This is a genomic window from Pseudomonas sp. 21LCFQ02 (assembly GCF_024129895.2).
Taxonomy (GTDB): Bacteria; Pseudomonadota; Gammaproteobacteria; order Pseudomonadales; family Pseudomonadaceae; genus Aquipseudomonas.
The window spans coordinates 5,838,934-5,864,254 of the sequence record NZ_CM178749.1 but is presented as its reverse complement, the minus strand read 5'-3'; the positions used below and the strand labels follow the sequence as shown (position 1 = coordinate 5,864,254).

The following is a 25,321-nucleotide window of genomic DNA, read 5'->3' as shown; positions in this document are numbered from 1 at the left end:
CTGATGAAAACCCGTGAAGTCAATTTCGACGGTCTGGTGGGCCCGACCCACAATTACGGGGGGCTGTCCTACGGCAACGTGGCCTCCCAGAGCAACAGCCAACTCAACTCCAACCCTCGTGAAGCGGCCTTGCAGGGACTGGCCAAAATGAAAGCGCTGATGGATCTGGGCTTCACCCAGGGCCTGATTGCGCCCCAGGAGCGCCCGGACGTCGATAGCCTGCGACGGCTGGGGTTTAGCGGCAGCGATGCGCAGGTGATCGAGAAGGCGGCGCGCCAGGACATGCCGCTGCTGGCGGCCAGCTGTTCGGCGTCGAGCATGTGGGTGGCCAACGCCGCCACCGTCAGCCCCAGTGCTGACACCCATGATGGCCGGGTGCATTTCACCGTAGCCAACCTCAACTGCAAATACCATCGCAGCATTGAACACCCGACCACCAGCCGGGTGCTGCAAGCGATGTTCGCTGACCCCCGGTATTTCGCCCACCATGCGGCATTGCCAGCGGTGGCGCAGTTCGGCGATGAAGGCGCGGCCAACCATACTCGCCTGTGCCGTGACCATGGCCAGCCTGGCGTTGAGTTTTTCGTGTATGGCCGCAGCGCCTTCGACACCCGCTACCCGGCACCGCAAAAGTACCCGGCCCGCCAGACCCTCGAAGCCTCCAGCGCCGTGGCGCGCCTGCATGGCCTGAACGCCAGCCAGGTGGTTTTTGGCCAACAGAACCCGGCGGTGATCGATCAGGGCGTGTTTCATAACGACGTGATTGCGGTGGGCAATGGCGAAGTCCTGTTCCACCATGAAGATGCCTTTTTACACAGCAAGACCGTGCTGCGCGAGTTGCAGGACAAGCTCGCTCGGGTCGACGGTCACCTGCAGGCGATCTGCGTGCCGCGTGCTGAAGTCGGTGTCGAGGATGCGGTACGCTCTTACCTGTTCAACAGCCAGTTGCTCACGTGTGACGACGGCAGCATGTTGCTGATCGTCCCCCAGGAGTGCCAGGCCAACCCACGGGTGTGGAATTACTTGCAGGCGCTGTTGAGCCAGGGTGGCCCGATCCGCCAGGTGCGCGCCTTCGACCTCAAGCAGAGCATGCGCAATGGTGGTGGGCCGGCCTGCCTGCGCCTGCGGGTGGTGTTGACCGCGCAGGAACTGGCGGCGATCAATCCAGCGGTTATCCTCAGTGACAGCTTGTATAGCGTGCTGACCGACTGGGTCGCGAAGCACTACCGCGACCGAATGCACGAACGCGATCTGGCCGACCCGCAATTGCTGATTGAATGTCGCACGGCATTGGATGAGCTGACGCAAATCCTTAAACTGGGCGCCGTTTATCCGTTTCAACAAATCTGACGCGCTTTTTAACTCAAGCCTGGAGCACCCGAACATGAGCGACGCCCTGCAGTTGATCCTTGAAGATGCCGATGGCAATACCAGTAGCGTGTCCAGCACCCGCCTGGCGGTGGTCTGGCAAGGCAAGGAAATATGGATCCAGCATGACGGCCGTGGCCAGTTGCTGATCGGTGTCGATGTGGAAGAGGGCGATACTGAATACGCCAACCTGTTGCTGCGTCCATTGGCGACCAACCTGGTCAGCCTGCAACTTGAAATGGAGCCGGCCGATCTGGATGAGCAAGACGGTCACGTCCACGGTCCGGACTGCAACCACTAAGACAGGGAGTCGTCTATGCTCGCCCTCGGTAAACTGCTTGACCTGACCCTGGCCGGCCGTGAACCGGCGGAGAAGACTCAACTGACCGTCGGCGGCGTGCGCATGCGCTGGCTGGGCGAGGGCGCGCTTGAAGTGCGGCCCGCCCAGAGCCGCGACAATGGTCTGGACCTGCTGCTGTCGGCGGGTATCCATGGCAACGAAACCGCGCCGATCGAGCTGCTCGACGAGCTGATTCGCGGTATTGCCCGAGGCCAGCTTGTGCCACGGGCACGTATTCTGTTTCTGCTCGGCAACCCTGAGGCCATGCGCCGTGGGGTGCGTTATATCGAGCATGACCTCAACCGGCTGTTCAACGGCCAGCACGAACATAGCGGCGGCCTCGAAGCGCTGCGCGCCTGTGAGCTTGAACGACTGGCCAGCAGTTTCTTCAGCCTGGCCGATCGCTACCGTCTGCACTACGACCTGCACACCGCGATCCGTGGCTCGGCAATCGAACAGTTTGCCCTGTGCCCATGGAAACAAGATCGCCCTGTTTCGCGCCACGAACTGGCTTGCCTGCGCGCCGCCGGCATTCGCGCGGCGCTGCTGCAGCACAAACCCTCCAACGTGTTCAGTGCCTACACCCGCGACAAACTCGATGCACAGGCCTTCACCCTGGAGCTGGGCAAGGCGCGCCCGTTCGGCCACAACCAGCACGTCGACCTGGCGGCCTTGCGCCAGCGACTGATCCAGATCATCGAAGGTAACGAGCCGCAAACCGAAGAAGACCATCTTGACGGCCTGCAACTGTTCAGCGTGGCGCAGGAAATCATCAAACACAGCGACGCCTTCATCCTGCACCTGGCCTGCGAAGTCGAAAACTTCACCGAACTCGACAAAGGCTACCTGCTGGCTCAGGACGGCAATACTCGCTGGGTCATAGAGCAGCCAGGCACCCGAATCATCTTCCCCAACCCCAAAGTGGCCAATGGACTCAGGGCGGGGATATTGATCGTACCGGTGGGCGAGGAGGCATTGCAGGGGTAAGGCAATAGCATGTGATCGTTTGTGATCTTGCCGTTGCCGTTGCCGTTGCCGTTGCCGTTGCCGTTGCTTTTGATCTTTGAGACGAGATGGCACAGATGCCGCCGAACGCGACGATTGGCGCTGGCCGAGCGTAGGTGTCGATTTGGTGGTAAAGCCGGCAGGGAAGCCGGCTTTAGGTGCGCTGGGCAGGACGCCCATCGCGCCGACCGCCAAATCGGCACCGGAGTGAGGGGACCCCCGCAGGGGGCCAAGACCGTCGCAAGCGCTTTGGTTACTTTGGCGCCCCAAAGTAACCCGCTCGTAAAGAGCGGAACCTTACGAACAGGCAACTGTGGCAATAACCCTTACCGAAGGCGAAAGGTCTTCGCGGTTAAAACCGCTCCTACAGCGCAGTCGGTTTAGCTAGCGACCTTCTGCGGCGCCGCCGGATGCTGCAACTGCCGAACCTTGGCCAGCGTATCGGCGCAGGTGCGCGCCGCTTCCTGACCTTTATGCACGAAGTGCTCGAAGAAAAACTTCTGATGCTCTTCACCGGCATGGAAATGATGCGGTGTCAGCACCACCGAGAACACCGGCACACGGGTCTCCAGTTGCACCTGCATCAAGCCACTGATCACCGACTGCGCCACGAACTCATGGCGATAGATGCCGCCATCGACCACCAGCCCGGCCGCCACAATCCCGGCATAACGGCCACTTTCAGCCAATAGCTTGGCATGCAGCGGAATCTCGAAAGCCCCACCCACCTCGTAAAAGTCGATATCACTCTCGCTGTAACCCAGCTCAATCAGCGTTTCGACAAAACCCTTGAGGCTCTGATCGACAATATCCTTGTGCCAGCAGGCCTGAATGAACGCAATACGCTCGTTAGCGTGGGCTTTGCTGTTAATTGCGGTAGGTTGCACGTGTTCTGACTCCTGTTTATGAAAAAAACAGGGCGTTTGGATCGAAGGGGATACTGGCAGCGTATGAAAACATCGACACCGGCACGGTCTCGACGAGGTTTTCCGTATACGATCGACACTCATCCCGTTCTCTCTTCATCCGGACTATGACCGTCGGCCCCGGAATCACACCGGGTCTGCTGACCTTCAGGAAGGGCCTGAAGCGCTCGCGGGCTAGGCGTTGTACGCCATTACCGCCGGTGGGGACTTGCACCCCGCCCTGAGAACGTGCCGACACCCTTAAGGTGACGGCGAAAGATTTGTAACACAGTTGCCATCAATATGCTTGGACACTTTAGTCGAGTGACCCTGCCATTTGCTTATAAGCACTGGCCCGCGTGCATCTGTGCCGATGCCGGTTTACGTTCAGGTGAGAATATTGATCCGGCTCGTTCGTCCATTAAGAGAAAGGTCCAGACCTGTCAGCGCGATCGCACAATAAACTGGATGAGAGAACCTCGGTTTGCTGGCATGGGTCGCCGCCCGTGGCGTTGCAACCAGTCGTGTTACGGTAGCCTCTGAAGGCGACCGATAATCCAATTGAGCGTCTCTATCATACAAACACACTGTACCGTGGCCGCAACGCCTATATAATGCGGCCCTTTGCCGTCGTTACGTCCAGTGTGGCGTTGTGTACGGGCTTGGCAGCAGTCTCCGTGGAAGAACCTAATGAAAAGCGCAGAAATCCGTGAAGCCTTCCTGAGCTTCTTCGAAGAACAGGGTCACACTCGTGTAGCCTCCAGCTCCCTGATTCCGGGCAACGACCCGACCCTGCTGTTCACCAACGCAGGCATGAACCAGTTCAAGGACTGCTTTCTGGGGCAGGAAAAGCGCGCCTACACGCGTGCCGTGACCAGCCAGAAATGCGTGCGTGCCGGCGGCAAGCACAATGACCTGGAAAACGTCGGCTATACCGCCCGTCACCACACGTTCTTCGAAATGCTGGGTAACTTCAGCTTCGGTGACTATTTCAAGCGCGACGCGATCACCTTTGCCTGGACCTTCCTGACTTCCGAGAAGTGGCTGAACCTGCCCAAGGAAAAACTCTGGGTCACCGTCTACGCCACCGACGACGAAGCCTACGACATCTGGACCAAGGAAGTCGGCGTGCCGGCCGAGCGCATGGTGCGCATTGGCGACAACAAGGGCGCACCTTACGCTTCGGACAACTTCTGGACCATGGGCGATACCGGCCCGTGCGGTCCGTGCACCGAGATCTTCTTTGACCACGGCGCAGACATCTGGGGCGGCCCGCCCGGCTCGCCGGAAGAAGACGGTGACCGCTACATCGAGATCTGGAACAACGTGTTCATGCAGTTCAACCGCACCGCTGATGGCGTGCTGCACCCGCTGCCAGCGCCGTCGGTAGACACCGGCATGGGCCTGGAGCGGGTCAGTGCGGTGTTGCAGCATGTGCATTCGAACTACGAGATCGACCTGTTCCAGAGCCTGCTGGCCGCTTGCGCACAGGCCATCGGTTGCAGCAATGATGCACAGGCCTCGCTGAAAGTCGTGGCTGACCACATCCGTTCTTGCGGCTTCCTGATTGCCGACGGCGTACTGCCGTCCAATGAAGGCCGTGGCTACGTGCTGCGACGCATCATTCGCCGCGCCTGCCGTCATGGCAACAAGCTCGGCGCCAAGGGCAGCTTCTTCCACAAGATCGTCGCGGCGCTGGTGGCCGAGATGGGCGCAGCTTACCCAGAGCTGGTCGCCCAGCAGGCGCACATCGAGCGCGTGCTCAAGGCTGAAGAAGAGCAGTTCGCCAAGACCCTGGAGCAGGGTCTGAAGATTCTTGAACAGGACCTGGCCGAGCTCAAGGGCTCTGTGGTGCCTGGCGAAGTCATCTTCAAGCTGTACGACACCTACGGCTTCCCGATGGACCTGACCGGTGACATCGCCCGTGAGCGCGAGCTTACCCTCGACGAGGCCGGTTTCGAGCGTGAGATGGACGCCCAGCGCGAGCGCGCCCGTTCGGCCAGCGCCTTCGGCCTGGACTACAACAGCCTGGTCAAGGTCGACACCGCGACCGAGTTCACCGGCTATGCCGAAACCGCAGGCGCTGCCAAGGTCGTGGCCATCTACAAGGATGGTCAGTCGATCGGTCAGCTCAACGAAGGCGAAGAGGGCGTTGTGGTCCTCGACACCACGCCGTTTTACGCCGAATCCGGTGGCCAGATCGGTGACAGCGGTTATCTGCAGGCCGGCGACGTGCGTTTTGACGTGCGTGACACCACCAAGACCGGCGGCGCGTTCCTGCACCACGGTGTGATTGCCAGCGGCAGTTTGACCGTCGGCGCCGACGTACAGGCTCAGGTTGCGGGTGAAGTGCGCCAGGCCACCTCGCTCAACCACTCGGCCACGCACTTGCTGCATGAAGCCCTGCGCCGCGTGCTGGGTGAGCACGTGCAGCAGAAAGGCTCGCTGGTCGACAGTCAGCGCCTGCGTTTTGACTTCAGCCATTTCGAGTCGATCAAGCCTGAGCAATTGCGTGAGCTTGAAGACATCGTCAACGCCGAAGTGCGCAAGAACACCGAGGTGCTGACCGAGATCACCGACATCGAGACCGCCAAGGCCAAAGGCGCCATGGCGCTGTTCGGCGAAAAATACGGCGACACCGTGCGCGTGCTGAGCATGGGCGGCGATTTCTCCGTCGAGCTGTGTGGCGGTATCCACGCCAAGCGCACCGGCGACATCGCGCTGTTCAAGATCATCAGTGAAGGCGGCGTGGCTGCTGGCGTACGCCGTATCGAAGCGGTGACCGGTGCGGCGGCGCTGAACTGGGTCAACTCGGCCGAAGATCAACTCAAGGAAGCCGCGAGCCTGATCAAGGGTAATCGCGACAACCTGCTGGACAAGCTGACGGCGGTGCTTGAGCGCAACCGTCAACTGGAAAAACAACTGGAACAATTGCAGGCCAAGGCGGCCAGCGCAGCGGGCGACGATCTGTCGGCCCAGGCGCAGGACGTCAAGGGTGTGAAGGTTCTGACCGCACGTCTGGATGGTCAGGACGGCAAAGCGCTGCTGGCGCTGGTCGATCAGTTGAAGAACAAGCTCGGCCGCGCAGTGATCCTGCTCGGCGGGGTGCAGGATGACAAGGTCGTGCTGGTTGCCGGCGTGACCAAGGACCTGACTGGCCAACTCAAAGCCGGTGATCTGATGAAACAGGCGGCTGCCGCCGTGGGTGGTAAAGGTGGTGGTCGTCCCGACATGGCCCAGGGTGGCGGTGTCGATGCAAGCGCCCTGGATGCGGCGCTGGCGCTGACCGTTCCGTTCGTGGAGCAGGGTGTCTGATCGGGCTCTGGCCTGTCGGAAGTCCGGCAGGCCAGAACCGGTCTGAATGTTTAACGGGTGCCCTTTAAAGGGTTCTGAGGCGGCTTTGACATGGCTTTGATCGTACAGAAATTTGGCGGCACCTCCGTCGGTTCCATCGAGCGTATCGAGCAGGTGGCCGAAAAGGTAAAAAAATTCCGCGAGTCCGGTGATGACCTGGTGGTCGTCCTGTCGGCCATGAGTGGTGAAACCAACCGTCTGATCGATCTGGCCAAACAGATCACTGATCAGCCGACGCCGCGTGAGCTGGACGTGATCGTTTCCACCGGCGAGCAGGTGACCATCGGCCTGCTGACCATGGCGCTGATCAAGCGCGGTGTGCCAGCAGTGTCCTACACCGGCAACCAGGTTCGTATTCTGACCGACAGCGCGCACACCAAGGCGCGCATCCTGGATATCGACGACCAGAAGATCCGCACCGACCTCAAGGCCGGCCGCGTGGTAGTGGTCGCAGGTTTCCAGGGGGTCGACGAAAGCGGCAATATCACGACCCTGGGGCGTGGCGGTTCGGACACCACCGGTGTGGCCCTGGCCGCAGCCTTGAAGGCTGACGAGTGCCAGATCTATACCGACGTCGACGGTGTTTACACCACCGACCCGCGGGTGGTGGCCCAGGCACAGCGCCTGGAGAAGATCACCTTCGAAGAGATGCTGGAAATGGCCAGCCTCGGCTCCAAGGTGTTGCAGATCCGTTCGGTCGAATTCGCCGGCAAATACAACGTCCCGCTGCGCGTCCTGCACAGCTTCAAGGAGGGTCCGGGTACCCTCATTACCATTGATGAAGAGGAATCCATGGAACAGCCGATCATTTCCGGCATCGCCTTCAACCGCGACGAAGCCAAGCTGACCATCCGTGGTGTGCCAGACACCCCGGGCGTGGCGTTCAAGATTCTCGGCCCGATCAGTGCCGCGAACATCGAAGTCGACATGATCGTGCAAAATGTTTCGCACGATAACACCACGGATTTCACCTTCACCGTGCACCGCAATGACTACCAGGCTGCGCTGCAGATCCTGGAAAGCACTGCGCGTGAAATCGGTGCCCGTGAAGCCGGTGGCGACACCAAGATCGCCAAGGTTTCCATCGTTGGCGTTGGCATGCGTTCGCACGCCGGTGTAGCCAGCCGCATGTTCGAAGCGCTGGCCAAAGAGAGCATCAATATCCAGATGATCTCGACCTCGGAAATCAAGGTTTCGGTGGTGATCGAAGAGAAGTACCTCGAGCTGGCCGTACGTGCTCTGCACACGGCCTTCGAACTGGACGCTCCCCGCCAGGGTGAGTGATCGTTGAAGCGAAAGGCGCGGTAGATCCGCGCCTTTCGTTTTTTGATCTGCGCACAAAGACTGTTCTTTTCGTTGCGTTAGTCAATACTCAGGCTTGGCTAGTGGCTTTTTGGTCACAGACTTGCCTCGTGGTTTTTCAGACTGTTGTTCCTGAATGTATTGCGTGAGGAGAAAGGTATGCTGATTCTGACTCGTCGGTGCGCAGAGAGCCTGATCATTGGTGATGGAGAAATCACCGTGACTGTGCTTGGCGTCAAGGGTAATCAAGTGCGCATCGGCGTCAATGCCCCCAAGGAAGTTGCGGTCCATCGTGAAGAAATCTACCTGCGGATCAAGAAAGAGAAGGATCAGGAACCAACCCATTAATTTATTTGAATTTTTTGTTTGCAAACGGGGAAATGCGTAGTTAATATACGCCCCGTGTTGCGGAGAGCTGGCCGAGTGGCCGAAGGCGCTCCCCTGCTAAGGGAGTACACCTCAAAAGGGTGTCGGGGGTTCGAATCCCCCGTTCTCCGCCATTATTTCAGTGTGTTGAACCTGGCTTTCGAAGCAAGAAAGCGCTTTACAAAAGAGTTCAGCAACCTAAAATGCGCAGCACCCAAATATGCACTCGTAGCTCAGCTGGATAGAGTACTCGGCTACGAACCGAGCGGTCACAGGTTCGAATCCTGTCGAGTGCACCATTTAAAGGTTGTTTGTCAGTTGGGGTGGTTAAGCCGCTCGATTAGACAGATAATCTGCTTCAACCAGCGGCGGTCTGGTATAAAACCACCACATGCACTCGTAGCTCAGCTGGATAGAGTACTCGGCTACGAACCGAGCGGTCACAGGTTCGAATCCTGTCGAGTGCACCATATTGAAAAGCCCGTATCGAAAGATACGGGCTTTTTTCTTTGTGTTTGAAAAAGCGGCTTCTTGCCATGGCAGGCTGTTGAATTTATTCAAAAAAGACCTTTGCAAGAGGCGACGAGATGATTATCATACGCCCCTTGTTGCGGAGAGCTGGCCGAGTGGCCGAAGGCGCTCCCCTGCTAAGGGAGTACACCTCAAAAGGGTGTCGGGGGTTCGAATCCCCCGTTCTCCGCCATAACATGCACTCGTAGCTCAGCTGGATAGAGTACTCGGCTACGAACCGAGCGGTCACAGGTTCGAATCCTGTCGAGTGCACCATACAAGCAAAGCCCGTATCGAAAGGTACGGGCTTTGTGTTTTTCCAGGGGCTGCAAAGCGTTGCCCGCAGGTTTTGTGTAAGTCTTTGAATTTATTTCAGAAAAGGCTTTACAGAATTATTGAAGGCCCTATAATGCGCACCATCAAATGCACTCGTAGCTCAGCTGGATAGAGTACTCGGCTACGAACCGAGCGGTCACAGGTTCGAATCCTGTCGAGTGCACCATACATCAAAAAGCCCGTATCGAAAGATACGGGCTTTTTGTTTGTGCTCGAAAATCATGTCGGTCTCAACGCTTGCCCTTCACGCAGCCATGCTGATCGAAACTCACCTGATGGGTGCGGCCCTCTTTGCTCGTGTAGTGGTAACGCAGCTCGCCATTGCGCTGTGAAACCCGGTCTGGTCGGCCCAGCAGGCTCTCTACGTCCCTGAGGGTCATGCCCGGCGGTGTGCGCTGGTTGATGATCGCACTGCGCCGTTGCTCGGGGCTCAGGCTGTTGCCGCAACCATCATCGCGTTGCCCGACCACCACGATCTCTTTGGCCGGCGGTTTGGGACGATCATTGCGCAGGCTTGGCAGTATCGCCGGCAGTACGCTGCCGGGCGGCCGGTTATAGGCTTCAACCTGTTGGCCGTGTTGCTCGATTGTACAGCCTTGGTGGGTGAAGGTGACCTGGCCCTGAGCGTCTTCGCAGCGCTGAATGCTTTTGGCCTGGACATTGAGCACGGGGTGGAGCAGGGCGCCTAAGGCGACGCAAAGCGCGATGTTGCGCATCGTCGAGTCCTCCATGACAGACAATGCCGCTCAGCGTAGCGATGGCTGAATGTGCTGACGAGCGTGTTTTGTTGGCTGAATGTGACGTCGTAGCAATACTGACTCTCAAGTTTGTTAAGTTTGTGACGCAAGCATTTGTTCTTGCCCGAATTTTCACGCGTGCCAAACGGTCAAAGCGGTGTATGATTGCGCCCGTCAGCCCCGCCGGGGCTTGTGGAATACCTCCATGGACTTACCCAGTAGTTATTTGACCTCAGATTTTGACAATCAAGCTCTACCTGATTGATCTCCCGGCGTGCTCCCTGCTGGGAGTGGAGTACGCCTATGACTGAAAGAGAAGTAAAGAAAACGCAGGAAAGTCTGCAGGATCGCCTGGCTCAGGTTATCGATCTGTTGCAGCGCCAGCGTATTGTTGAAGACCTGACCCACCGCCAGGAAGGTCAGCACCAGGACCGGGTCGAGAACCTCGTCCACCGGCAGAATCTCGTCGAATTGCAGCGCAAGCTCGACGACCTGCACTCTGCCGACGTCGCCTACATCCTTGAAGCCCTGCCGCTGGAAGACCGTCTGACCGTATGGCAGCTGGTCAAGGCCGAGCGTGACGGTGACATCCTTCTTGAGGTGTCCGACGCTGTTCGGGAAACCCTGATCGCCGACATGGACGATCACGAGTTGCTTGCCGCTGCCAAAGAAATGGACGCCGACGAACTGGCCGACCTGGCGCCGGAACTGCCGCGTGATGTTGTCCATGAGTTGATGGAAGCGCTGGACGTCCAGCAGCGTGAGCGTGTGCGTTCGGCGCTGTCCTACGAAGAAGAGCAGGTCGGTGCGTTGATGGACTTCCAGATGGTGACCATCCGCGAGGATGTCAGCCTGGAGGTGGTGCTGCGCTACCTGCGTCGTCTCAAGGAGTTGCCCAGCCACACTGACAAACTGTTCGTGGTCGATTACGACGGGGTGCTCAAAGGGGTGCTGCCGATCAAGCGCCTGCTGGTCAATGACCCGGACAAACAGGTCGCCGAGGTCATGGCTGACGACCCGGTGACCTTCCACCCGGACGGCGATGCCTATGAGGCGGCTCAGGCGTTTGAGCGTTATGACCTGATTTCGTCACCGGTGGTGGACAAGGGCGGCAAGCTGATCGGTCGTCTGACTATCGACGAAATGGTCGATCTGATTCGTGAAGAGAGTGAAAGTGAAGTCCGTAGCATGGCGGGTCTGCGTGAAGACGAAGACATCTTCGCTTCGGTCTGGCGCTCGCTGCGCAACCGCTGGTCGTGGCTGGCGATCAACCTGATCACCGCGTTCCTGGCGTCGCGAGTGATCGGCCTGTTCGAAGGCTCGATCGAGAAGCTTGTGGCGCTGGCTGCGCTGATGCCGATCGTGGCGGGCATTGGCGGTAACTCGGGTAACCAGACCATCACCATGATCGTACGGGCCATGGCGCTCGACCAGGTCAGCACCGGCAACACTGCCCGTTTACTGCGTAAAGAGCTGGCGGTGTCGCTGATCAATGGCCTGGTCTGGGGTGGGGTGATCGGCGTGGTGGCCTATGTGCTATACGACAGTTGGTCGCTGGGCGTGGTGATGACCGCGGCCATGACCCTCAACCTGCTGCTGGCGGCGTTCATGGGGGTGATCATTCCCATGACCCTGGTCAAGGTCGGCAAGGATCCGGCCATGGGCGCCAGTGTGATGATTACGGCCATGACCGACAGTGGTGGTTTCTTCATCTTTCTGGGGTTGGCGACGATATTCCTGCTCTGAATCAGGCTCACAAAAAAACCGCCCTTAGTGGCGGTTTTTTTGTACTTTGAAGAAGCTTCCTACAACTAAACGGGAGCGGTACTACAGTGAAAAAAAGCCAGCTTGGTGAGCTGGCTTGAGGTTTTACTTGATACTTACGACTCTTCAGCCGCCAGTTCAGTGTCATGGGCAATCAGAGACACCAGGGCGTTCTGTTGCCGATGAGAGAGCTGGCGGAAACGTTGCAGCAGTTCACGCTCGCTCAGCGTCAGCTCAGGGCTATCAAGGCGCACAGCTGGCTCGTCGCCAAAAGCGCCTTCCTGAATGAGGCTCTGCTCGAGCCGTGCGATGATTTCCGAGTTCATGCTGCGGTGGTGGTTTTTAGCTACCTCTTGCACACGATTACGCATGCCATCGGGTAAGCGGACGACGAACTTGTCAGCCGTACGGCTGGAATAAGTAGCCTGTTTCATAGGGCTCATATATTTAACCGGTTAGTTCAGGGGAAGCGGTTCTAGCAAGTGGCCGCAAGTTTGTCCTTGTGTGACAGCACTTTTGGCTAAATGTTCAACCGCGCTATCAAGGGGTCAGCATCATGCCCCATTACGTCGGAACCTTGGCGTCAATTCTGTGACAAATATTGACTCAGATAAAGGCGTATGGCCAGCACCGATTATCAGAATTGCGAACGAATTTGCATAGCGTGTCCCCGTTCACCCTTCCAACGATCTCCCTGATCGCCTGACTGCTTTTTGCCATCATGGCTATCTGTACTCAGAGCGTAGTTGTTTCTGGCCGCGAATACGAATGCGCTCCGACCAACGTGCTGAACGGGAGGTGAATAAGGCGTAAAAAGACGTTGCAGGCGGGGCGGGTACGTGACCCGAGCTGATGATCCGGTCGCAGCCAGCAGGCCAGGTGACCAGTACAACCATCAGCAGTAGCAGAGGTGCGAAGGGCTCAGCGCAGAACGGGATCAAACTTGAAGCGGCGGCCGACGACCAGCGCGCCGAGGAACAGGCTGACAAACACACCGCCAGCGATCCTGGCAGCCAGATTCAAGGCCAGCGCTTGCTCGGGCAGCAACAGGTCTACAGCAACACTCATCAACGTAAGGATCAGAAACGACAGTGCGGACTTGGACATGGCGGCTCTCTCTTTCTCTTTAAGCGTGTGAGGCACGGTTCTAGGCAATGGTTCAGAACACCCAGCGCTGTGTCGCACTGCCGGTGGCGCGGGGCATCTGTTGTGTGTCATTGGTCAGCATAGCCGGGTTGGCACGTTTGTCAGTCATCACTGCCAGTTGCGCAGGTTTTTGCAGGCCACTCTGAATCTCGATATTCACCTGCTCGACAGGGGTGGCAGTGCCTTGAAGATGAAAGGTCACCAGCGCTACCAGAGCGACTGCGTTCAACGCGGTGAGGATCATGTTCATAGTCGTGTACCTGTGCCCGGAGATGGAAGAGAGGTTCTGCCTGCCACGGGTAATATTGCAGTCTGCATGCCAAGCTCAATTCAATAAATAATCCTTTTAAATCAAGTATTTATATTTGTCTGTAACGGCTTTTGCGTTGCGTTTTGCAATGATGGCTATTTGCAGGGTTGCAAAATGCACGACGGTCACGGGAACCAAATCCGGACGCACGAGTCAGCGCGTCCTGGCGGTCTGCATCGGCCGGTGAATGACCCTACGCGCTGAAGCGGGCTGAATTTTTTGCTAAATCCTTGTTTTTGCGTAAAATGCCCAGCACTGATACAGGGCGCTCAGGCAACGCCCGTCAGATCATCTATCGGGTCCTCTTAGTTCAACGGATAGAACGAGCCCCTCCTAAGGGCTAGATGCAGGTTCGATTCCTGCAGGGGACACATCCCGCTGTATCGCACACTCTTGGTAGCGCTTCCTGCCCCGTCGCTCGAGGCGAGCCTCACTGAAATTGAGTGGCAAGCACCTCGCCGAAAAAAACCATGCAATCCAAAAAAGCACATTGCACACTGGCAGCCGAATCAGGCGCTCGGCATGTTCAGCTGACACCCGCCCGTTTCACGCCTATTTCTTTGACGTGCTTTCCTGTCACTGCGCGAGCATGAACATGCTTCACTCCAACAGCCGATGGCTATGGCTTTACTTCCCAGTGAGCTGGATTACCGTATGTGCTGTGCTTGTGCACATCACGTTCTTCAGTTGGGCCCTTCTCACACCCAAGGACGTCAGCGGCACTCTGTTCGGCGGCGCCATGGGCACCCAGCTGTACCTTGGTGGCCTGGGCGTTGCCACACTCGGCTTGACAGTGGTGATCCTGCTGCGACTACCGGGGGCGATCCTGGCCTGGATCGCTGCCGGGCTTTTGCCACTGTGCATCGGCGGCTGGTGGCAACTGAATTACCCGGACGATGCCAACGGTAATCTGCTGTACAGCCCCGGACGGTCAGACATCACGGTTGCCATGCTGATTGGTGCAGCGATTCTCGTCAGTGGTTTTTATGCCTATCGAAGGGCAAAAACGGCGACCAAAAGAGCCTCACTTTCCGGGTTAAAAATATTCGGAAAAATAGTGGTAGCGACAGCGCTGAGTGGATTTTTTGTAGCCGTGCCACTGGCCGCCTTGAAGCAGCAAGCACTGCCCCATTGCGCCTTCAACAAGCAAGGCCAGCAGTTGACGGTCTGTTTGGGTGACGGGGATACACCTACGATTGTGGAATAAGCACGCGAGTGCTGGCATGCGCGGATGTGCCGCCGTCTTCGCCAGCCATTGCCGCCCCTGGGTTTGTACCTGGATGGGCCAGGTTCGCGTCAAGGCTGTGGTGCTGTGCGAGGCTTGCACCCTCGCGCCTCGGCGCGTATCTTGCGCCCCGTCACATTGCTGACAACGGGCGTCGCGGCCCGCAATACCTAAGGTGCACAAGTACCCTCGTAACGACTGCAGGTTTTTGGCCTGCACGTTTTGTTATGGCGGTCGTGTGTGGGAGGCACTCGTGCCTGCCGGTTTCCTTGGGTACCGGTCCGCGAACCCGCGCACGGCTGCCACCCCAATTGCGTCGCGGCGATTCGTGGCAGCTCCATTACCCAAGGAGCCAGACCTATGCATAGCCCCATACGCCACCGCACCTTTTGTACCGACGCTTTACCCAACCTCTCACCCCGACCGCTGAACGCCGCCGACCATACCGGCAAACGGCGCGGCACGATGACCGCCATTGCCTGGTATCGCGCCAGCCGTTCGGGCAAGGGCACGCTATGGCTGTGCCGCTGCGACTGTGGCCTGTACGAGTACCGCCGACCGGGGACCTGGGGGACCAAGCGGTTTCCTGATGACCAGTGCCAAGTGTGCCAGCGCAATGCGCAGGGCCCTAATGCCAGTGATACCGCCCCGGCACGTTTGCAACAATGGACAGACAAGCTTCGCTGCCTCGGCTTGAGCGATGAGGAAATCGGCCAGATTCGTGCCATCGGTGCGAACGTGGACACCCGAGGCCAGACGCTTGAGCAGATCCGCGAGCAATTGGCCCGCATCGGCATCTAGCTGACCATCGGGGCGCGACAAGCCCCGCCGTTCAGGGCGGGGGAGGATAGCGCGGACGGCGTAGCCGTCCCTGGTTGCTGTGGGGTGGCTGCTGCTGTTCGATGGACGCACCACCACAGGATGATGCGAAGTAACATGGCGACACAGATGCCCTTCTACGGCGGTATTTCGTTACAAAGACCCCATGGGCATGCATCTTGAAAACACCGTGCCGTCCGCGCCTAATGGCGTCTTCATTGCTCATGGCTCAAGAGCAGCATGCAACGACTTCAAGCCTTCAAGTACGAACTCATGCCAGACGGCCGGCAGGAGCGGCAAATGCGCCGCTTTGCCGGCTCCTGTCGCTTCGTCTTCAACAAGGCGCTGGCATTGCAGAAGGAACGCCACGAGCAAGGCGAGAACAAGCTCGGCTATGCGGGCCTGTGCAAGTTGCTGACCGGGTGGCGCAATAGCCCGCAAACCGCATGGCTGGCCGATGCGCCTGTTCACCCGTTGCAACAGAGCCTCAAGGATCTGGAACGGGCCTACACCAACTTCTTCGCCAGACGAGCCGACTTTCCCCGACTCAAGAAGAAGGGGCAGCGCGACAGTTTCCGCTATCCCGACCCGAAACAGATCAAGCTCGACCAGACCAACAGCCGCCTGTTCTTGCCCAAGCTGGGCTGGCTGCGCTACCGCAACAGCCGCGAGGTGCCTGGCACGGTGAAGAACATCACCGTGAGCCAGTCGTGTGGCAAGTGGTTCGTGAGCATCCAGACCGAACGCGAGATCGATGAGCAGCCCACGGCGCAGGGTGCGGCAGTCGGCATCGACATGGGCATTGCCCGGTTCGCCACGCTTTCGGATGGTTCGTTCTACGCACCCCTCAACAGCTTCAAACGCCATGAGACCGCGCTGTGCAAAGCGCAGCAGGCGATGAGCCGCAAGGTCAGATTCAGCCGCAACTGGAAGAAAGCGAAAGCCCGCGTCCAGCGCATTCACTCGCGCATCGGCAATGCCCGCCGCGACTATCTGCACAAGTGCTCCACCACGATCAGCCAAAACCACGCGATGGTGTGTATCGAGGACTTGCAGGTACGGAATATGTCCAGGTCGGCGGCAGGCACGGCCGAGGCACCGGGAAGAAACGTTCGGACCAAGTCAGGCCTGAACAGGGCCATCCTCGATCAGGGCTGGTTCGAGTTCCGTCGCCAGCTGGACTACAAGCTGGCATGGCGCGGCGGCTGGCTGATTGCCGTGCCGCCGCAAAATACCAGCCGCAGGTGCCCGTGTTGCGGCCATGTGTCGGCGGCCAACCGCCAGACGCAGGCGCTGTTCAGGTGTGTGGGATGTGGTTTTGAAGGCAACGCCGATGTGGTCGCGGCGATCAATGTACTAAGGGCGGGACACGCCCGGTTAGCCTGTGAAGTGAGCGCAGAGGTCATGGCGCCAGCAGCAGGAACCCACCGAAGCGACTCGGGGGCGGCTCGATGCCGCGCCTGAGCGCCGTAGGAATCTCCGGCCTTCAGGCCGGGGAGGATGTCAACGCTGGGCGGTTGTATGCCAGGCACAAGCAACCGCTCAGCTAATTCCCGGAACGATTTCTCCCGTGCTTCATCCATTAGCCATAGGCCACTGTCTGGCCGTGGAGATCAAGCATGATGTCGTCCCTCGAATTACGTCAGATTATCGAATCCGGCTTTCTGCCAACCAAATGCCTGTGCACGATCAGCCCCGATCACTTGATGACCATCAGCCTCTATCGTCCCGAATACGGTCATCCGGCGTTTGTCGCCAATAATCTCAATGCCAGGGAACTGAACTCGGCCCGAGCGATTTCCGGTCTGGTCCAGCAGGTGCGCCAAGCGTTTTCCCGCCAGGAGCAAATCACCCGGGAGCAAGAGCAGCGCCGGGCGTGATGACCGGCAGGCTGTTTATCCTGAACGCCGATTTGAAAACCCCGGCATTGCCCGATAAAGTCGCGCCCCGTTCTGGCCATCCGGGCCAGATGCGCGTGCTTGAAGGGGCTGCCGGTGAACCAACAGACTTTGTCCATGCGCCTGGAGCGCGTTGCCACTCACGTGCCCGCAGGTGCCCGGTTTATCGATATCGGCTCGGACCACGGCTACCTGCCGGTCGCCTTGGTGCAGCGCGGGGTGATTGCTTCGGCGGTGGCCGGCGAGGTGGCGTTGACGCCCTTTCATGCAGCAACCCGCACGGTACGTGAATATGGCCTGCAGGCGCAGATCAGCGTGCGTCTGGCTGACGGTCTGGCGGCAATCGAAGCTCATGATGCAATCACCGCGATCAGCCTGTGTGGTATGGGCGGCGAAACCATCCGTGACATTCTTCAGGCGGGCAGGGCGCGATTGAGCGGCGCCGAACGGCTGATCATGCAGCCCAATGGCGGCGAGCGGGAACTGCGCCAGTGGCTGATGGATAACGGCTATTGCATCCTGGCTGAGGAGGCGTTGCGGGAGAACCGCTTTGATTATGAAATCATTGTCGCTGAACGTAGCGGGCCGGTGAGCTACAGCGCCGAGCAACTGTACTTCGGCCCGGTGCAATTGCAGGTTCGCAGCCCGGCATTTTTGAACAAGTGGCAACGGGTCCTGCGGCAGAAGCAGCAGACCCTCAAAGGCTTCGCCAAGGCCCGTCAGGCGGTGGCGCAGGACAAGGTCCAGGACATCAGTCAGCAGGTGCGCTGGATCAGCGACATGCTGGGCTGAGCTTTGAGACTTTGGTCGTATTCCGGGCGAAATCGCTGAACGTTGCACTGAGCGGTCTAGACTAAGGTTTTGAACCTGACTCACTCGCTAACCAACGATACGGATGAAGGGATGTTCTGATGTTTTCGCACAACGAGCTGCGCCATATTCTGGAAAAAGCGTTTGCCCCCACGCCTTGCCGCTGCACGATTTCCCAAGAAGGCACTATCACTCTGGAGTTGCTCAACCCCGAGAGCCACGCCCGCGAACTGCTCGTGCCCGGCATACCGGTCGCCAGCCTGACCGGCGGCCGGGATCTTGCCGCGCTGGTGCGTGATGTCAAAGAGCGCGCCAGTCGTCGGCATGCCGCCGCAGCCGATCCGGTCAAACGTCAGGGGTAATCGATCGCTTGCTCGGCGTTAGTTTGTAGGACCTGCTTTAGTTTGTAGGACCTGCTTTAGCAGGGAAGATTAGCCGGGAAAGGCAATCTACGAAACGCCTTCGCAGCTAAAGCTGCTCCTACAACAACCACGAGACGCCCGGCCTCAGCACTCTACCAGGCTGACCGCCAGGCCACCGCGCGAGGTTTCCTTGTATTTATCGTGCATGTCCGCGCCGGTGTCGCGCATGGTGCGGATCGCCTGGTCGAGGGAAATGAAGTGCTCACCGTCGCCGCGCAAGGCCATTTGTGCTGCGTTGATGGCTTTCACTGCGGCAATCGCGTTGCGCTCGATGCACGGCACTTGCACCAGCCCGCCGACCGGGTCGCAGGTCAGACCTAGATTGTGTTCCAGGCCGATTTCTGCGGCGTTTTCCACCTGCTGTGGGGTGGCGCCGAGAATCTCTGCGATGCCGGCCGCCGCCATGGCGCAGGCTGAGCCGACTTCACCCTGACAGCCCACTTCGGCGCCGGAGATCGAAGCGTTTTTCTTGCACAGGATGCCCACTGCCGAGGCGCTGAGGAAAAAGCGCACCACATCGTCGTCATTGGCCGCCGGGTTGAATTTCATGAAGTAATGCAGTACCGCCGGGACAATACCCGCCGCACCGTTGGTGGGCGCGGTGACCATGCGCCCGCCGGCGGCGTTTTCTTCGTTGACCGCCAGGGCGAACAGGTTGACCCACTCCATGGCGCTGAGGGTCGAGCCGATCACGTTGGCCTTGCCCACCTCCAGCAGGCTCTGGTGCAAGCGCCAGGCGCGACGACGCACATTCAGGCCGCCGGGCAGAATGCCTTGTTCGCTCAGGCCTTTGTTGACGCAAGCCTGCATGGCAGCCCAGATATCGAGGATCTTGGCGCGGATTTCTGCTTCACTGCGCCAGCACTTTTCGTTCTCCATCATCAACGTCGAAATGCTCAGGTTGTGCGTCTTGCACAGGCGCAGCAGCTCCTTGGCACTGGAGAAGTCATAAGGCAGTTCGGTACTGTCACCGTCCAGCTGACCGCTGGCGGCCTGCTCGGCATTGATGATGAAGCCGCCGCCGATCGAGTAGTAGGTTTGCTCGTACAACTCGCCGGTCGCGCCATAGGCGCAAATCGTCATGCCGTTGGGGTGGAAGGGCAGGCTTTCGTCGAGCAGCAGCATGTCGCGTGCCCAGATAAACTCGATGTCCTGCTCGCCTGCGACGTTCAGGCGCTGGTCCTTGAGCAGGTTTTCGACGCGCTGATTGACATCGACGATGTCGACGCGGTCGGGCCATTCGCCCATCAGCCCCATCACGGTGGCGCGGTCGCTGGCATGGCCGATACCCGTGGCCGACAGAGACCCGTACAATCGCACTTCAATTCGTTCCACGCTCGGCAGCAGATTGTGCTTGCGCAGGTCGGTCACGAAGGTTGCACCGGCACGCATCGGCCCGACGGTATGCGAACTGGACGGCCCGATGCCGATTTTGAACATGTCGAAGACGCTGATAGCCATGTCGTGTAACCCTCGGATAAATAGCCTGAGGCAACAGGCCCCATCTGATGGCTTTATCTTTGGCTGGCGGTCCTGAAACGACAAACGATTGTTCCTATGCAACGCTTTAGCGGAACTGTTCAATGAGCCGAATCGTCAATGCCCAGATGCATGCCTGGCTACAGGTGTTTGCCTGTGCCGCACGACATCTGTCCTTTACCCGCTGCGCCGATGAGCTGCACGTCACCCCTGGCGCGATCAGCCAGCAAATGCGCCAGCTCGAAGAGCGCCTGGGCTTTGCCCTGTTTCACCGGGTCGGGCGCGGTCTGGAACTGACCGCCGAAGGCCAGCGCCTGGCGCTGGTCGCCAACGAGGTGCAGGGGCGCATCAGCGATGAGTTGCGCCTGTTGTATTCCGGGCAGATCGGTGGGGTGTTCAAGCTGCGCTCGATCCCGTCCTTTTTGCACAAGTGGCTGATGCCGCGCCTGCCGCGTCTGCAACAGGCGTTTCCCGACATCCAGTTGCGGGTGATCGCCGAGGACAGCAGCGGCTCGCTGCGCGACGATGATTTCGATCTGGCCATTGACCTTAACGACGGCAGCTACCCAGGGTTGCAGACCACGCCGTTGCTGGAAGAAGAGTTGTACCCGGTGTGCTCGCCGAAACTGCTGGAAGGCCGGCCGCCGCTGGACGGCCCCAGCCAGTTGGTGCATTACCCGCTGCTGCACGACATCACCGCCTGGCGCGGCAGCTACGAATACGCCGAGTGGGAGTTTTACCTGACGGCGATTGGCGCCGAGGGGGTGGATGTGCGCCGTGGCCACACGTTCAACCGCAACCACCTGACCATCGAGGCGGCGCGCATGGGCATGGGCGTGGCCATCGCGCGCAAGACCCTGATCACCAACGAACTGGTGGAAGGCTCGCTGATCGTGCCGTTTGGCCAGCCGATCAAGGCGCGTAAAAAGTACGTGCTGGTGTACCGCGAAGGCGCATTGAGCACGCCATCACGGCGCGCGGTGCATGACTGGCTGGTGCATGAGGCCGGGCAGCATCTGCCGTAGGCTTGAGGTTGTTTGGCCAGGCCGCCGTCTTGCCATCGCGTAGGGCCCTGTAGGAGCCGCTTCAGCGGCGAAGCCTTCGCGGCTAAAGCCCCTCCTGTTGGGTAATACCGATCAGTTAAGCGATTATCCGGCTCAGATGCCACTCAACTCCTCAACCCGCGCGGTATCGATGCAATGGATACTGGCGCCGATCACATCCTTGGCGTAGTGCTTGGCCTGTGACGCCAGGTCCGCCAACTGGCTGGCATCGATCTGCGCGCAGGCCTCCACGCGCAGGTACACCACCCCGATCGACAGCGACAGCAGGGCAAACTCCTGGCGCACGCCCTGGCGGTTCAAGGCGTTGAAGCAGCCGGCTTGCAGGTGCTCGGCGCGGTAAAAGCGCCGGCACTGATTCTGGAAGTCCTCCAGCAGCACCTGCAGGCGTTTCTCCCAGTCTTCCACCCCCAGCACCATCAGAAAGTCGTCACCGCCGATATGCCCGACGAAGTCGCGGCTGGGGTCGATACGTTCGTTCAGGCAGTGCGCCAGGCAGAGCAACACTTCGTCACCGCGCGCGTAGCCGTAGATATCGTTGAACGGCTTGAAGCTATCGATATCGACGTAGCAGATCACCGCCTCGCGCTGTTGTTGCAGCACCCGCGTCAGGCATTGCTGGATCGGCACGTTGCCGGGCAGCAAGGTCAGCGGGTTGGCGTAACGGGCTTGCTGGATCTTCTGCTCGGTGATCAGTTTGAGCACGTCGATCAGCCGGCCCAGCCCCAGATAGGCACCGTTGCTGGTGATGATAAAGTCTTCTTCGATGCGCTGGCGGGCGCGGCTGGTCAGCAGGCGGCTGACCTGTTGCAGCGATTGGCTCAGCTCGACGGCAAGAAAATCATCGCTCATCAACCGGCTGATCGGCTTGCGGGCGAACAGCTCGGTGGCAAAGGGCTTGAGCAGAGCTTCTGAAAGCGAGTGTCGATGCACGATGCCGCAAGGCCGGGAATTGGCATCCAGCACCGCCACCGAGTTGAGATTGGCTTGCTGGCGGAAGGCATCGAGCACTTTTGCCGTGGGCGTGTCACTGCTGACCGCCGCCTGGGCGATCAGCAGCACGCTGAGGTCGGCGTTGTCTTCGTTGAGCGGCACCAGCGCGGCTTCGGCCTTGGGCAGCATGCGCCCGGCATCACGCGGCGGGCATTCCTGAGGACGGGCCAGCAGATAACCTTGAACCAGATCGATGCCCATTTCGGTGAGTACCGCCAGTTCATCCGCCAGTTCGATGCCTTCGGCGATCACCGTCGCCCGCGATGCCTTGGCCATCTGCAGCATGGAACCGACGAATTCGCGCTTCACGGCATCCTGATGAATGCCGTCGATAAAGTGCCTGTCGATCTTCACGTAGTCCGGGCGCAACTCCGACCACAGCCGCAGGCTGGAATAGCCGGCGCCCAAATCGTCCAGGGCAATCGAAAAGCCCATGTCGCGGTAGTGGTGTAAAGCCTTGTAGAGCAGGTCGAAGTCGTCAGTGGGGGTCTGCTCGGTCAGCTCGATGACCACGTTCTGCGGCTCGATGTTGTAGCGCTGCAGCATCTTCAGGGTGCGTCCCGGCGGATGCGAGGCTTCGAGCAGCGACTCGGGGGAGACGTTGAGAAACAGTTTGCCCGGCAGTTGTTGCTGGCTGAAGCGCCGGCATGCGCTCTCGCGGCAGGCCAGTTCCAGTTCGCTCAGACGGCCGGCCTGGCGAGCCACGGCGAACAGGCTGATGGGCGAGTGCAAGGGGCTGTTGGACGGGCCGCGGGTCAGGGCTTCATAGCCCAGCACGCGACGCTCTGAAAGCATGACGATGGGCTGGAACAAGCTGTGCAAATCACCCTGTGCCAGGATGGAACCCAGGGCGCTCAGTTGTTCAGTCACGGTCATGGCGATCTCTACTGCAAGACTGCAAAAAATAAGGGTCTGCTTGACGCTGTCAGCAGACCCTTATTTCACGACAGTTTCATGACTGTATGATGACAGATTGGCACTATGCTATCGCCATCTGACCTCTATCACTTTTTCGCCACCGTGGCACTCAGGCCCAGGTAGTCGATAAGGATGCGCCCGGTTTCGGCCAAGTAGGCGTCATCCTCGGGTTTGGTCTTCTCGTCTTCCACTGGCAGCGCCTCTTCGTCTTCCTTTTTCAGCTCCTTGAGCGGTTCTTCGCCTTTGGCCTTGCGCCGGGTGTTTTCCAGCGCCAGTTGCTGATTCTCGATGGCGGTGTGTTCGGCGCGACGATCGATCTCGTTGAGGCTGACGCTCTTCTCGCTCATCAGCTTGCGGGCCAGGGCCAGACGGTCTTCGATGAACACGAACTCGGCGTCCTTGACCTTGCGCTGGTCATGGCGCGCCTGCAACTGCGCCAGGAACGGCTTGAACGGGTCGCTTGCCGGGCGGATGCGCGGCGGGATGCTGTCCCATGGCATGGCTTCAGGCAGAGCGCTTTCACCGATTTCCTTGGTGTCGATCAAGGACGGGTAGGTAATGTCCGGCACCACACCCTGGTGCTGGGTGCTTTGCCCGGACACCCGGTAGAACTTGGCCAGGGTCAGCTTCAGTTCGCCGTGGTTGAGCGGCTGGATGGTCTGCACGGTGCCTTTGCCGAAGGTCTGGCCACCGATGATCAGTGCGCGATGATAGTCCTGCATGGCGCCGGCGAAGATCTCCGAAGCCGAAGCCGAGAGCCGGTTGACCAGTACCGCCATCGGGCCTTTATAGAAGGCGCCTTTGGCTTCGTCTTCGAGCACATCGACCTTGCCGTCGGCGTTACGCACCAGCACGGTCGGGCCTTTCTCGATAAACAGGCTGGTCAGCTCAGTGGCTTCCTGCAGCGAGCCACCGCCGTTGTTGCGCAGGTCCAGTACCAGGCCGTCGACCTTCTCGGCCTGCAGCTCGGTGAGCAGTTTCTTCACGTCACGGGTGGTGCTCTTGTACTCCGGATCGCCAGCGCGGTAGGCCTTGAAGTCCAGGTAGAAGGCCGGGATTTCGATGACGCCGAGCTTGTAGTCGCGACCGTCCTGCTTGAGGTTGAGGATCGACTTCTTGGCCGCCTGCTCTTCAAGCTTGACCGCTTCGCGGGTGATCGACACCACCTTGCTGGTCTGGTCGTTCGGCGCATTGCTGGCCGGGATGATTTCCAGGCGCACCACCGAGCCTTTCGGGCCGCGAATCAGTTTGACCACCTCATCGAGACGCCAGCCGATCACGTCGACCATTTCCTTGTCGCCCTGGGCGACGCCGATGATCTTGTCGGCGGTCGAGACCTGCTTGGTCTTGGCCGCAGGACCGGCCGGCACCAGGCGCACGATCTTGACGTTGTCGCTGTCGCTCTGCAGCACCGCACCGATGCCTTCGAGCGACAGGCTCATGTTGATGTCGAAGTTCTCTGCGCTGTCAGGTGACAGGTAGTTGGTGTGCGGGTCGTAAGACATCGCGAAGGAGTTCAGGTACGCCTGGAAGATGTCTTCGGCGCGGGTCTGGTTCAGGCGCGACAGCTGGTTCTTGTAGCGCTTGGTCAGGGTCTCCTGAATCTTGGCCGGTTCTTTGCCCGCGATCCTCAGGCGCAGGACTTCATCCTTGAGGCGCTTGCGCCACAAGTCGTCCATCTCGGCGTCGGTTTTCGGCCATGGCGCGTCCTTGCGGTCGACCAGCAGGGTTTCCTTGGCGTTGAAGTCGAGCTTGTCGACGCCCTTGTTCAGTTCAGCCAGGGCAAAGTCCATGCGCGACTTGCTGCGGTCGAGGTAGCGCTTGTAGATGGTGAAGCCGGCGTTCAGGTCGCCGCTTTTGAGAAAATCGTCGAACTGGGTCTGCCACTTGTCGAACTCGGCGACGTCGCTGGCCAGAAAGTAGCTGCGCGAGGGGTCGAGCAGCTTGAGGTAGCTGTTGTAGATGATGACCGAACGCTTGTCGTCCAGTGGCGGCTTGCTGTAGTGGTGGCGCTTGAGCAGCTCCACGACATTCAGGCTGGCAATCACTTCGTCGCGATCAGGCTGAAGCTTGTCCCAGCTGTTGGCGGCAAAGGTGCTGGCTGACATCGGCAGGGTGGCCAGGCCGATGAGCAGGGCGAGGGCGCTTCTTGATAGAAACGTACTGGGAATAAAATGCTTCATGCTGATTCGACGCGGAGACAATTGATAACGCATATTAGGCCGTCTTAGAGATCGCCGGTTCCATGGACCC

At 59.4% G+C, this 25,321-nt stretch carries 22 protein-coding genes, 7 tRNA genes and 1 riboswitch; of the genes, 21 read left to right on the top strand and 8 right to left on the bottom strand.

Features of this window, described 5'->3' with window-relative positions:
- Positions 1 to 3: 3 nt before the first annotated feature.
- The 3 genes from astB to astE are packed head-to-tail and all read left to right on the top strand — an operon-like array spanning position 4 to position 2,695.
- The gene (gene astB / locus NJC40_RS26470; protein ID WP_253141209.1) at positions 4 to 1,350 is read left to right on the top strand and encodes an N-succinylarginine dihydrolase; all 1,347 of its coding nucleotides are present in this window, start codon (positions 4 to 6) and stop codon (positions 1,348 to 1,350) included.
- A gap of 34 nt (positions 1,351 to 1,384) precedes the next feature.
- Positions 1,385 to 1,669 carry a topoisomerase II gene (locus NJC40_RS26465; RefSeq protein ID WP_045481533.1) on the top strand — a complete coding sequence of 95 codons (285 nt, stop codon included), beginning with the start codon at positions 1,385 to 1,387 and terminating at the stop codon, positions 1,667 to 1,669.
- A 15-nt stretch (positions 1,670 to 1,684) separates the two neighbouring features.
- Positions 1,685 to 2,695 carry a succinylglutamate desuccinylase gene (gene astE, locus NJC40_RS26460; RefSeq protein ID WP_045481529.1) on the top strand — a complete coding sequence of 337 codons (1,011 nt, stop codon included), beginning with the start codon at positions 1,685 to 1,687 and terminating at the stop codon, positions 2,693 to 2,695.
- A gap of 398 nt (positions 2,696 to 3,093) precedes the next feature.
- Here astE and NJC40_RS26455 read toward each other — a convergent pair whose 3' ends face one another.
- Positions 3,094 to 3,600, bottom strand: a complete 507-nt coding sequence (locus NJC40_RS26455) for a 6,7-dimethyl-8-ribityllumazine synthase (protein ID WP_253141210.1) — start codon at positions 3,598 to 3,600, stop codon at positions 3,094 to 3,096.
- A 122-nt stretch (positions 3,601 to 3,722) separates the two neighbouring features.
- Positions 3,723 to 3,871, bottom strand: a riboswitch (FMN riboswitch).
- Positions 3,872 to 4,308: 437 nt separating this feature from the next.
- Between NJC40_RS26455 and alaS the strand changes: the two genes are divergently transcribed.
- From alaS to NJC40_RS26410, 9 genes are all read left to right on the top strand, one after another.
- Positions 4,309 to 6,933, top strand: a complete 2,625-nt coding sequence (alaS, locus tag NJC40_RS26450) for an alanine--tRNA ligase (RefSeq protein ID WP_253116808.1) — start codon at positions 4,309 to 4,311, stop codon at positions 6,931 to 6,933.
- Between the two features lie 90 nt (positions 6,934 to 7,023).
- Positions 7,024 to 8,256 carry an aspartate kinase gene (locus NJC40_RS26445; protein ID WP_045481521.1) on the top strand — a complete coding sequence of 411 codons (1,233 nt, stop codon included), beginning with the start codon at positions 7,024 to 7,026 and terminating at the stop codon, positions 8,254 to 8,256.
- Between the two features lie 177 nt (positions 8,257 to 8,433).
- Positions 8,434 to 8,622, top strand: coding sequence for a carbon storage regulator CsrA (gene csrA / locus NJC40_RS26440; RefSeq protein ID WP_045481518.1), 189 nt, complete (start codon positions 8,434 to 8,436; stop codon positions 8,620 to 8,622).
- Between the two features lie 61 nt (positions 8,623 to 8,683).
- Positions 8,684 to 8,774 (top strand) — tRNA-Ser (locus NJC40_RS26435).
- An 88-nt stretch (positions 8,775 to 8,862) separates the two neighbouring features.
- A tRNA-Arg gene (locus tag NJC40_RS26430) sits at positions 8,863 to 8,939 on the top strand.
- Between the two features lie 94 nt (positions 8,940 to 9,033).
- A tRNA-Arg gene (locus NJC40_RS26425) sits at positions 9,034 to 9,110 on the top strand.
- Positions 9,111 to 9,252: 142 nt separating this feature from the next.
- Positions 9,253 to 9,343, top strand: a tRNA-Ser gene (locus NJC40_RS26420).
- A gap of 6 nt (positions 9,344 to 9,349) precedes the next feature.
- Positions 9,350 to 9,426: transfer RNA gene (locus NJC40_RS26415), tRNA-Arg, on the top strand.
- Between the two features lie 149 nt (positions 9,427 to 9,575).
- A tRNA-Arg gene (locus NJC40_RS26410) sits at positions 9,576 to 9,652 on the top strand.
- A gap of 64 nt (positions 9,653 to 9,716) precedes the next feature.
- Here the strand turns inward: NJC40_RS26410 and NJC40_RS26405 are convergent.
- Positions 9,717 to 10,202, bottom strand: a complete 486-nt coding sequence (locus NJC40_RS26405; RefSeq protein WP_253141211.1) for an outer membrane protein assembly factor BamE — start codon at positions 10,200 to 10,202, stop codon at positions 9,717 to 9,719.
- A 324-nt stretch (positions 10,203 to 10,526) separates the two neighbouring features.
- Here NJC40_RS26405 and mgtE point away from each other — a divergent pair, with 324 nt between their 5' ends.
- Positions 10,527 to 11,969, top strand: a complete 1,443-nt coding sequence (mgtE, locus tag NJC40_RS26400; RefSeq protein ID WP_045481513.1) for a magnesium transporter — start codon at positions 10,527 to 10,529, stop codon at positions 11,967 to 11,969.
- Positions 11,970 to 12,103: 134 nt separating this feature from the next.
- On the opposite strand, the gene NJC40_RS26395 is transcribed toward mgtE, so the two are convergent.
- The 3 genes from NJC40_RS26395 to NJC40_RS26385 all read right to left on the bottom strand — a co-directional run bounded on the left by NJC40_RS26395 (position 12,104) and on the right by NJC40_RS26385 (position 13,383).
- Positions 12,104 to 12,430 carry an Arc family DNA-binding protein gene (locus NJC40_RS26395; protein ID WP_045481509.1) on the bottom strand — a complete coding sequence of 109 codons (327 nt, stop codon included), beginning with the start codon at positions 12,428 to 12,430 and terminating at the stop codon, positions 12,104 to 12,106.
- A 478-nt stretch (positions 12,431 to 12,908) separates the two neighbouring features.
- Positions 12,909 to 13,094 carry a PA3371 family protein gene (locus NJC40_RS26390; RefSeq protein WP_045481506.1) on the bottom strand — a complete coding sequence of 62 codons (186 nt, stop codon included), beginning with the start codon at positions 13,092 to 13,094 and terminating at the stop codon, positions 12,909 to 12,911.
- Between the two features lie 52 nt (positions 13,095 to 13,146).
- A complete protein-coding gene (locus tag NJC40_RS26385) occupies positions 13,147 to 13,383 on the bottom strand; it encodes a hypothetical protein (protein WP_045481503.1) in 237 nt (78 codons plus the stop codon).
- 359 nt (positions 13,384 to 13,742) lie between these two features.
- Between NJC40_RS26385 and NJC40_RS26380 the strand changes: the two genes are divergently transcribed.
- The 7 genes from NJC40_RS26380 (at position 13,743) to NJC40_RS26350 (ending at position 18,557) form a co-directional block, all read left to right on the top strand.
- A tRNA-Arg gene (locus NJC40_RS26380) sits at positions 13,743 to 13,814 on the top strand.
- A gap of 224 nt (positions 13,815 to 14,038) precedes the next feature.
- Positions 14,039 to 14,650 (top strand): hypothetical protein, encoded by a 612-nt coding sequence (locus NJC40_RS26375; protein WP_253141212.1) that lies wholly within the window; start codon positions 14,039 to 14,041, stop codon positions 14,648 to 14,650.
- 378 nt (positions 14,651 to 15,028) lie between these two features.
- Positions 15,029 to 15,469, top strand: coding sequence for a hypothetical protein (locus NJC40_RS26370; RefSeq protein ID WP_253141213.1), 441 nt, complete (start codon positions 15,029 to 15,031; stop codon positions 15,467 to 15,469).
- A 258-nt stretch (positions 15,470 to 15,727) separates the two neighbouring features.
- A complete protein-coding gene (locus tag NJC40_RS26365; RefSeq protein WP_492180427.1) occupies positions 15,728 to 16,951 on the top strand; it encodes an RNA-guided endonuclease InsQ/TnpB family protein in 1,224 nt (407 codons plus the stop codon).
- Positions 16,952 to 17,106: 155 nt separating this feature from the next.
- Positions 17,107 to 17,367 (top strand): DUF1652 domain-containing protein, encoded by a 261-nt coding sequence (locus NJC40_RS26360; RefSeq protein WP_045481494.1) that lies wholly within the window; start codon positions 17,107 to 17,109, stop codon positions 17,365 to 17,367.
- Between the two features lie 114 nt (positions 17,368 to 17,481).
- Positions 17,482 to 18,177 carry a tRNA (adenine(22)-N(1))-methyltransferase gene (locus NJC40_RS26355; RefSeq protein WP_363321700.1) on the top strand — a complete coding sequence of 232 codons (696 nt, stop codon included), beginning with the start codon at positions 17,482 to 17,484 and terminating at the stop codon, positions 18,175 to 18,177.
- Positions 18,178 to 18,296: 119 nt separating this feature from the next.
- The gene (locus NJC40_RS26350; protein ID WP_045481488.1) at positions 18,297 to 18,557 is read left to right on the top strand and encodes a DUF1652 domain-containing protein; all 261 of its coding nucleotides are present in this window, start codon (positions 18,297 to 18,299) and stop codon (positions 18,555 to 18,557) included.
- Positions 18,558 to 18,701: 144 nt separating this feature from the next.
- Here the strand turns inward: NJC40_RS26350 and NJC40_RS26345 are convergent, their stop codons facing one another.
- Positions 18,702 to 20,078: an L-serine ammonia-lyase gene (locus NJC40_RS26345; RefSeq protein WP_253142765.1), complete on the bottom strand. Its 1,377-nt coding sequence runs from the start codon at positions 20,076 to 20,078 to the stop codon at positions 18,702 to 18,704.
- 122 nt (positions 20,079 to 20,200) lie between these two features.
- Between NJC40_RS26345 and NJC40_RS26340 the strand changes: the two genes are divergently transcribed.
- On the top strand, positions 20,201 to 21,121 hold the full coding sequence (locus NJC40_RS26340) for a LysR substrate-binding domain-containing protein (RefSeq protein WP_045481482.1): 921 nt from the start codon (positions 20,201 to 20,203) through the stop codon (positions 21,119 to 21,121).
- A 132-nt stretch (positions 21,122 to 21,253) separates the two neighbouring features.
- Here the strand turns inward: NJC40_RS26340 and NJC40_RS26335 are convergent, their stop codons facing one another.
- A complete protein-coding gene (locus NJC40_RS26335) occupies positions 21,254 to 23,026 on the bottom strand; it encodes a bifunctional diguanylate cyclase/phosphodiesterase (RefSeq protein ID WP_045481479.1) in 1,773 nt (590 codons plus the stop codon).
- 128 nt (positions 23,027 to 23,154) lie between these two features.
- Entirely contained in the window at positions 23,155 to 25,251 is a 2,097-nt protein-coding gene (locus NJC40_RS26330; protein ID WP_253142764.1) for a carboxy terminal-processing peptidase, read from the bottom strand.
- Positions 25,252 to 25,321 lie beyond the last annotated feature (70 nt).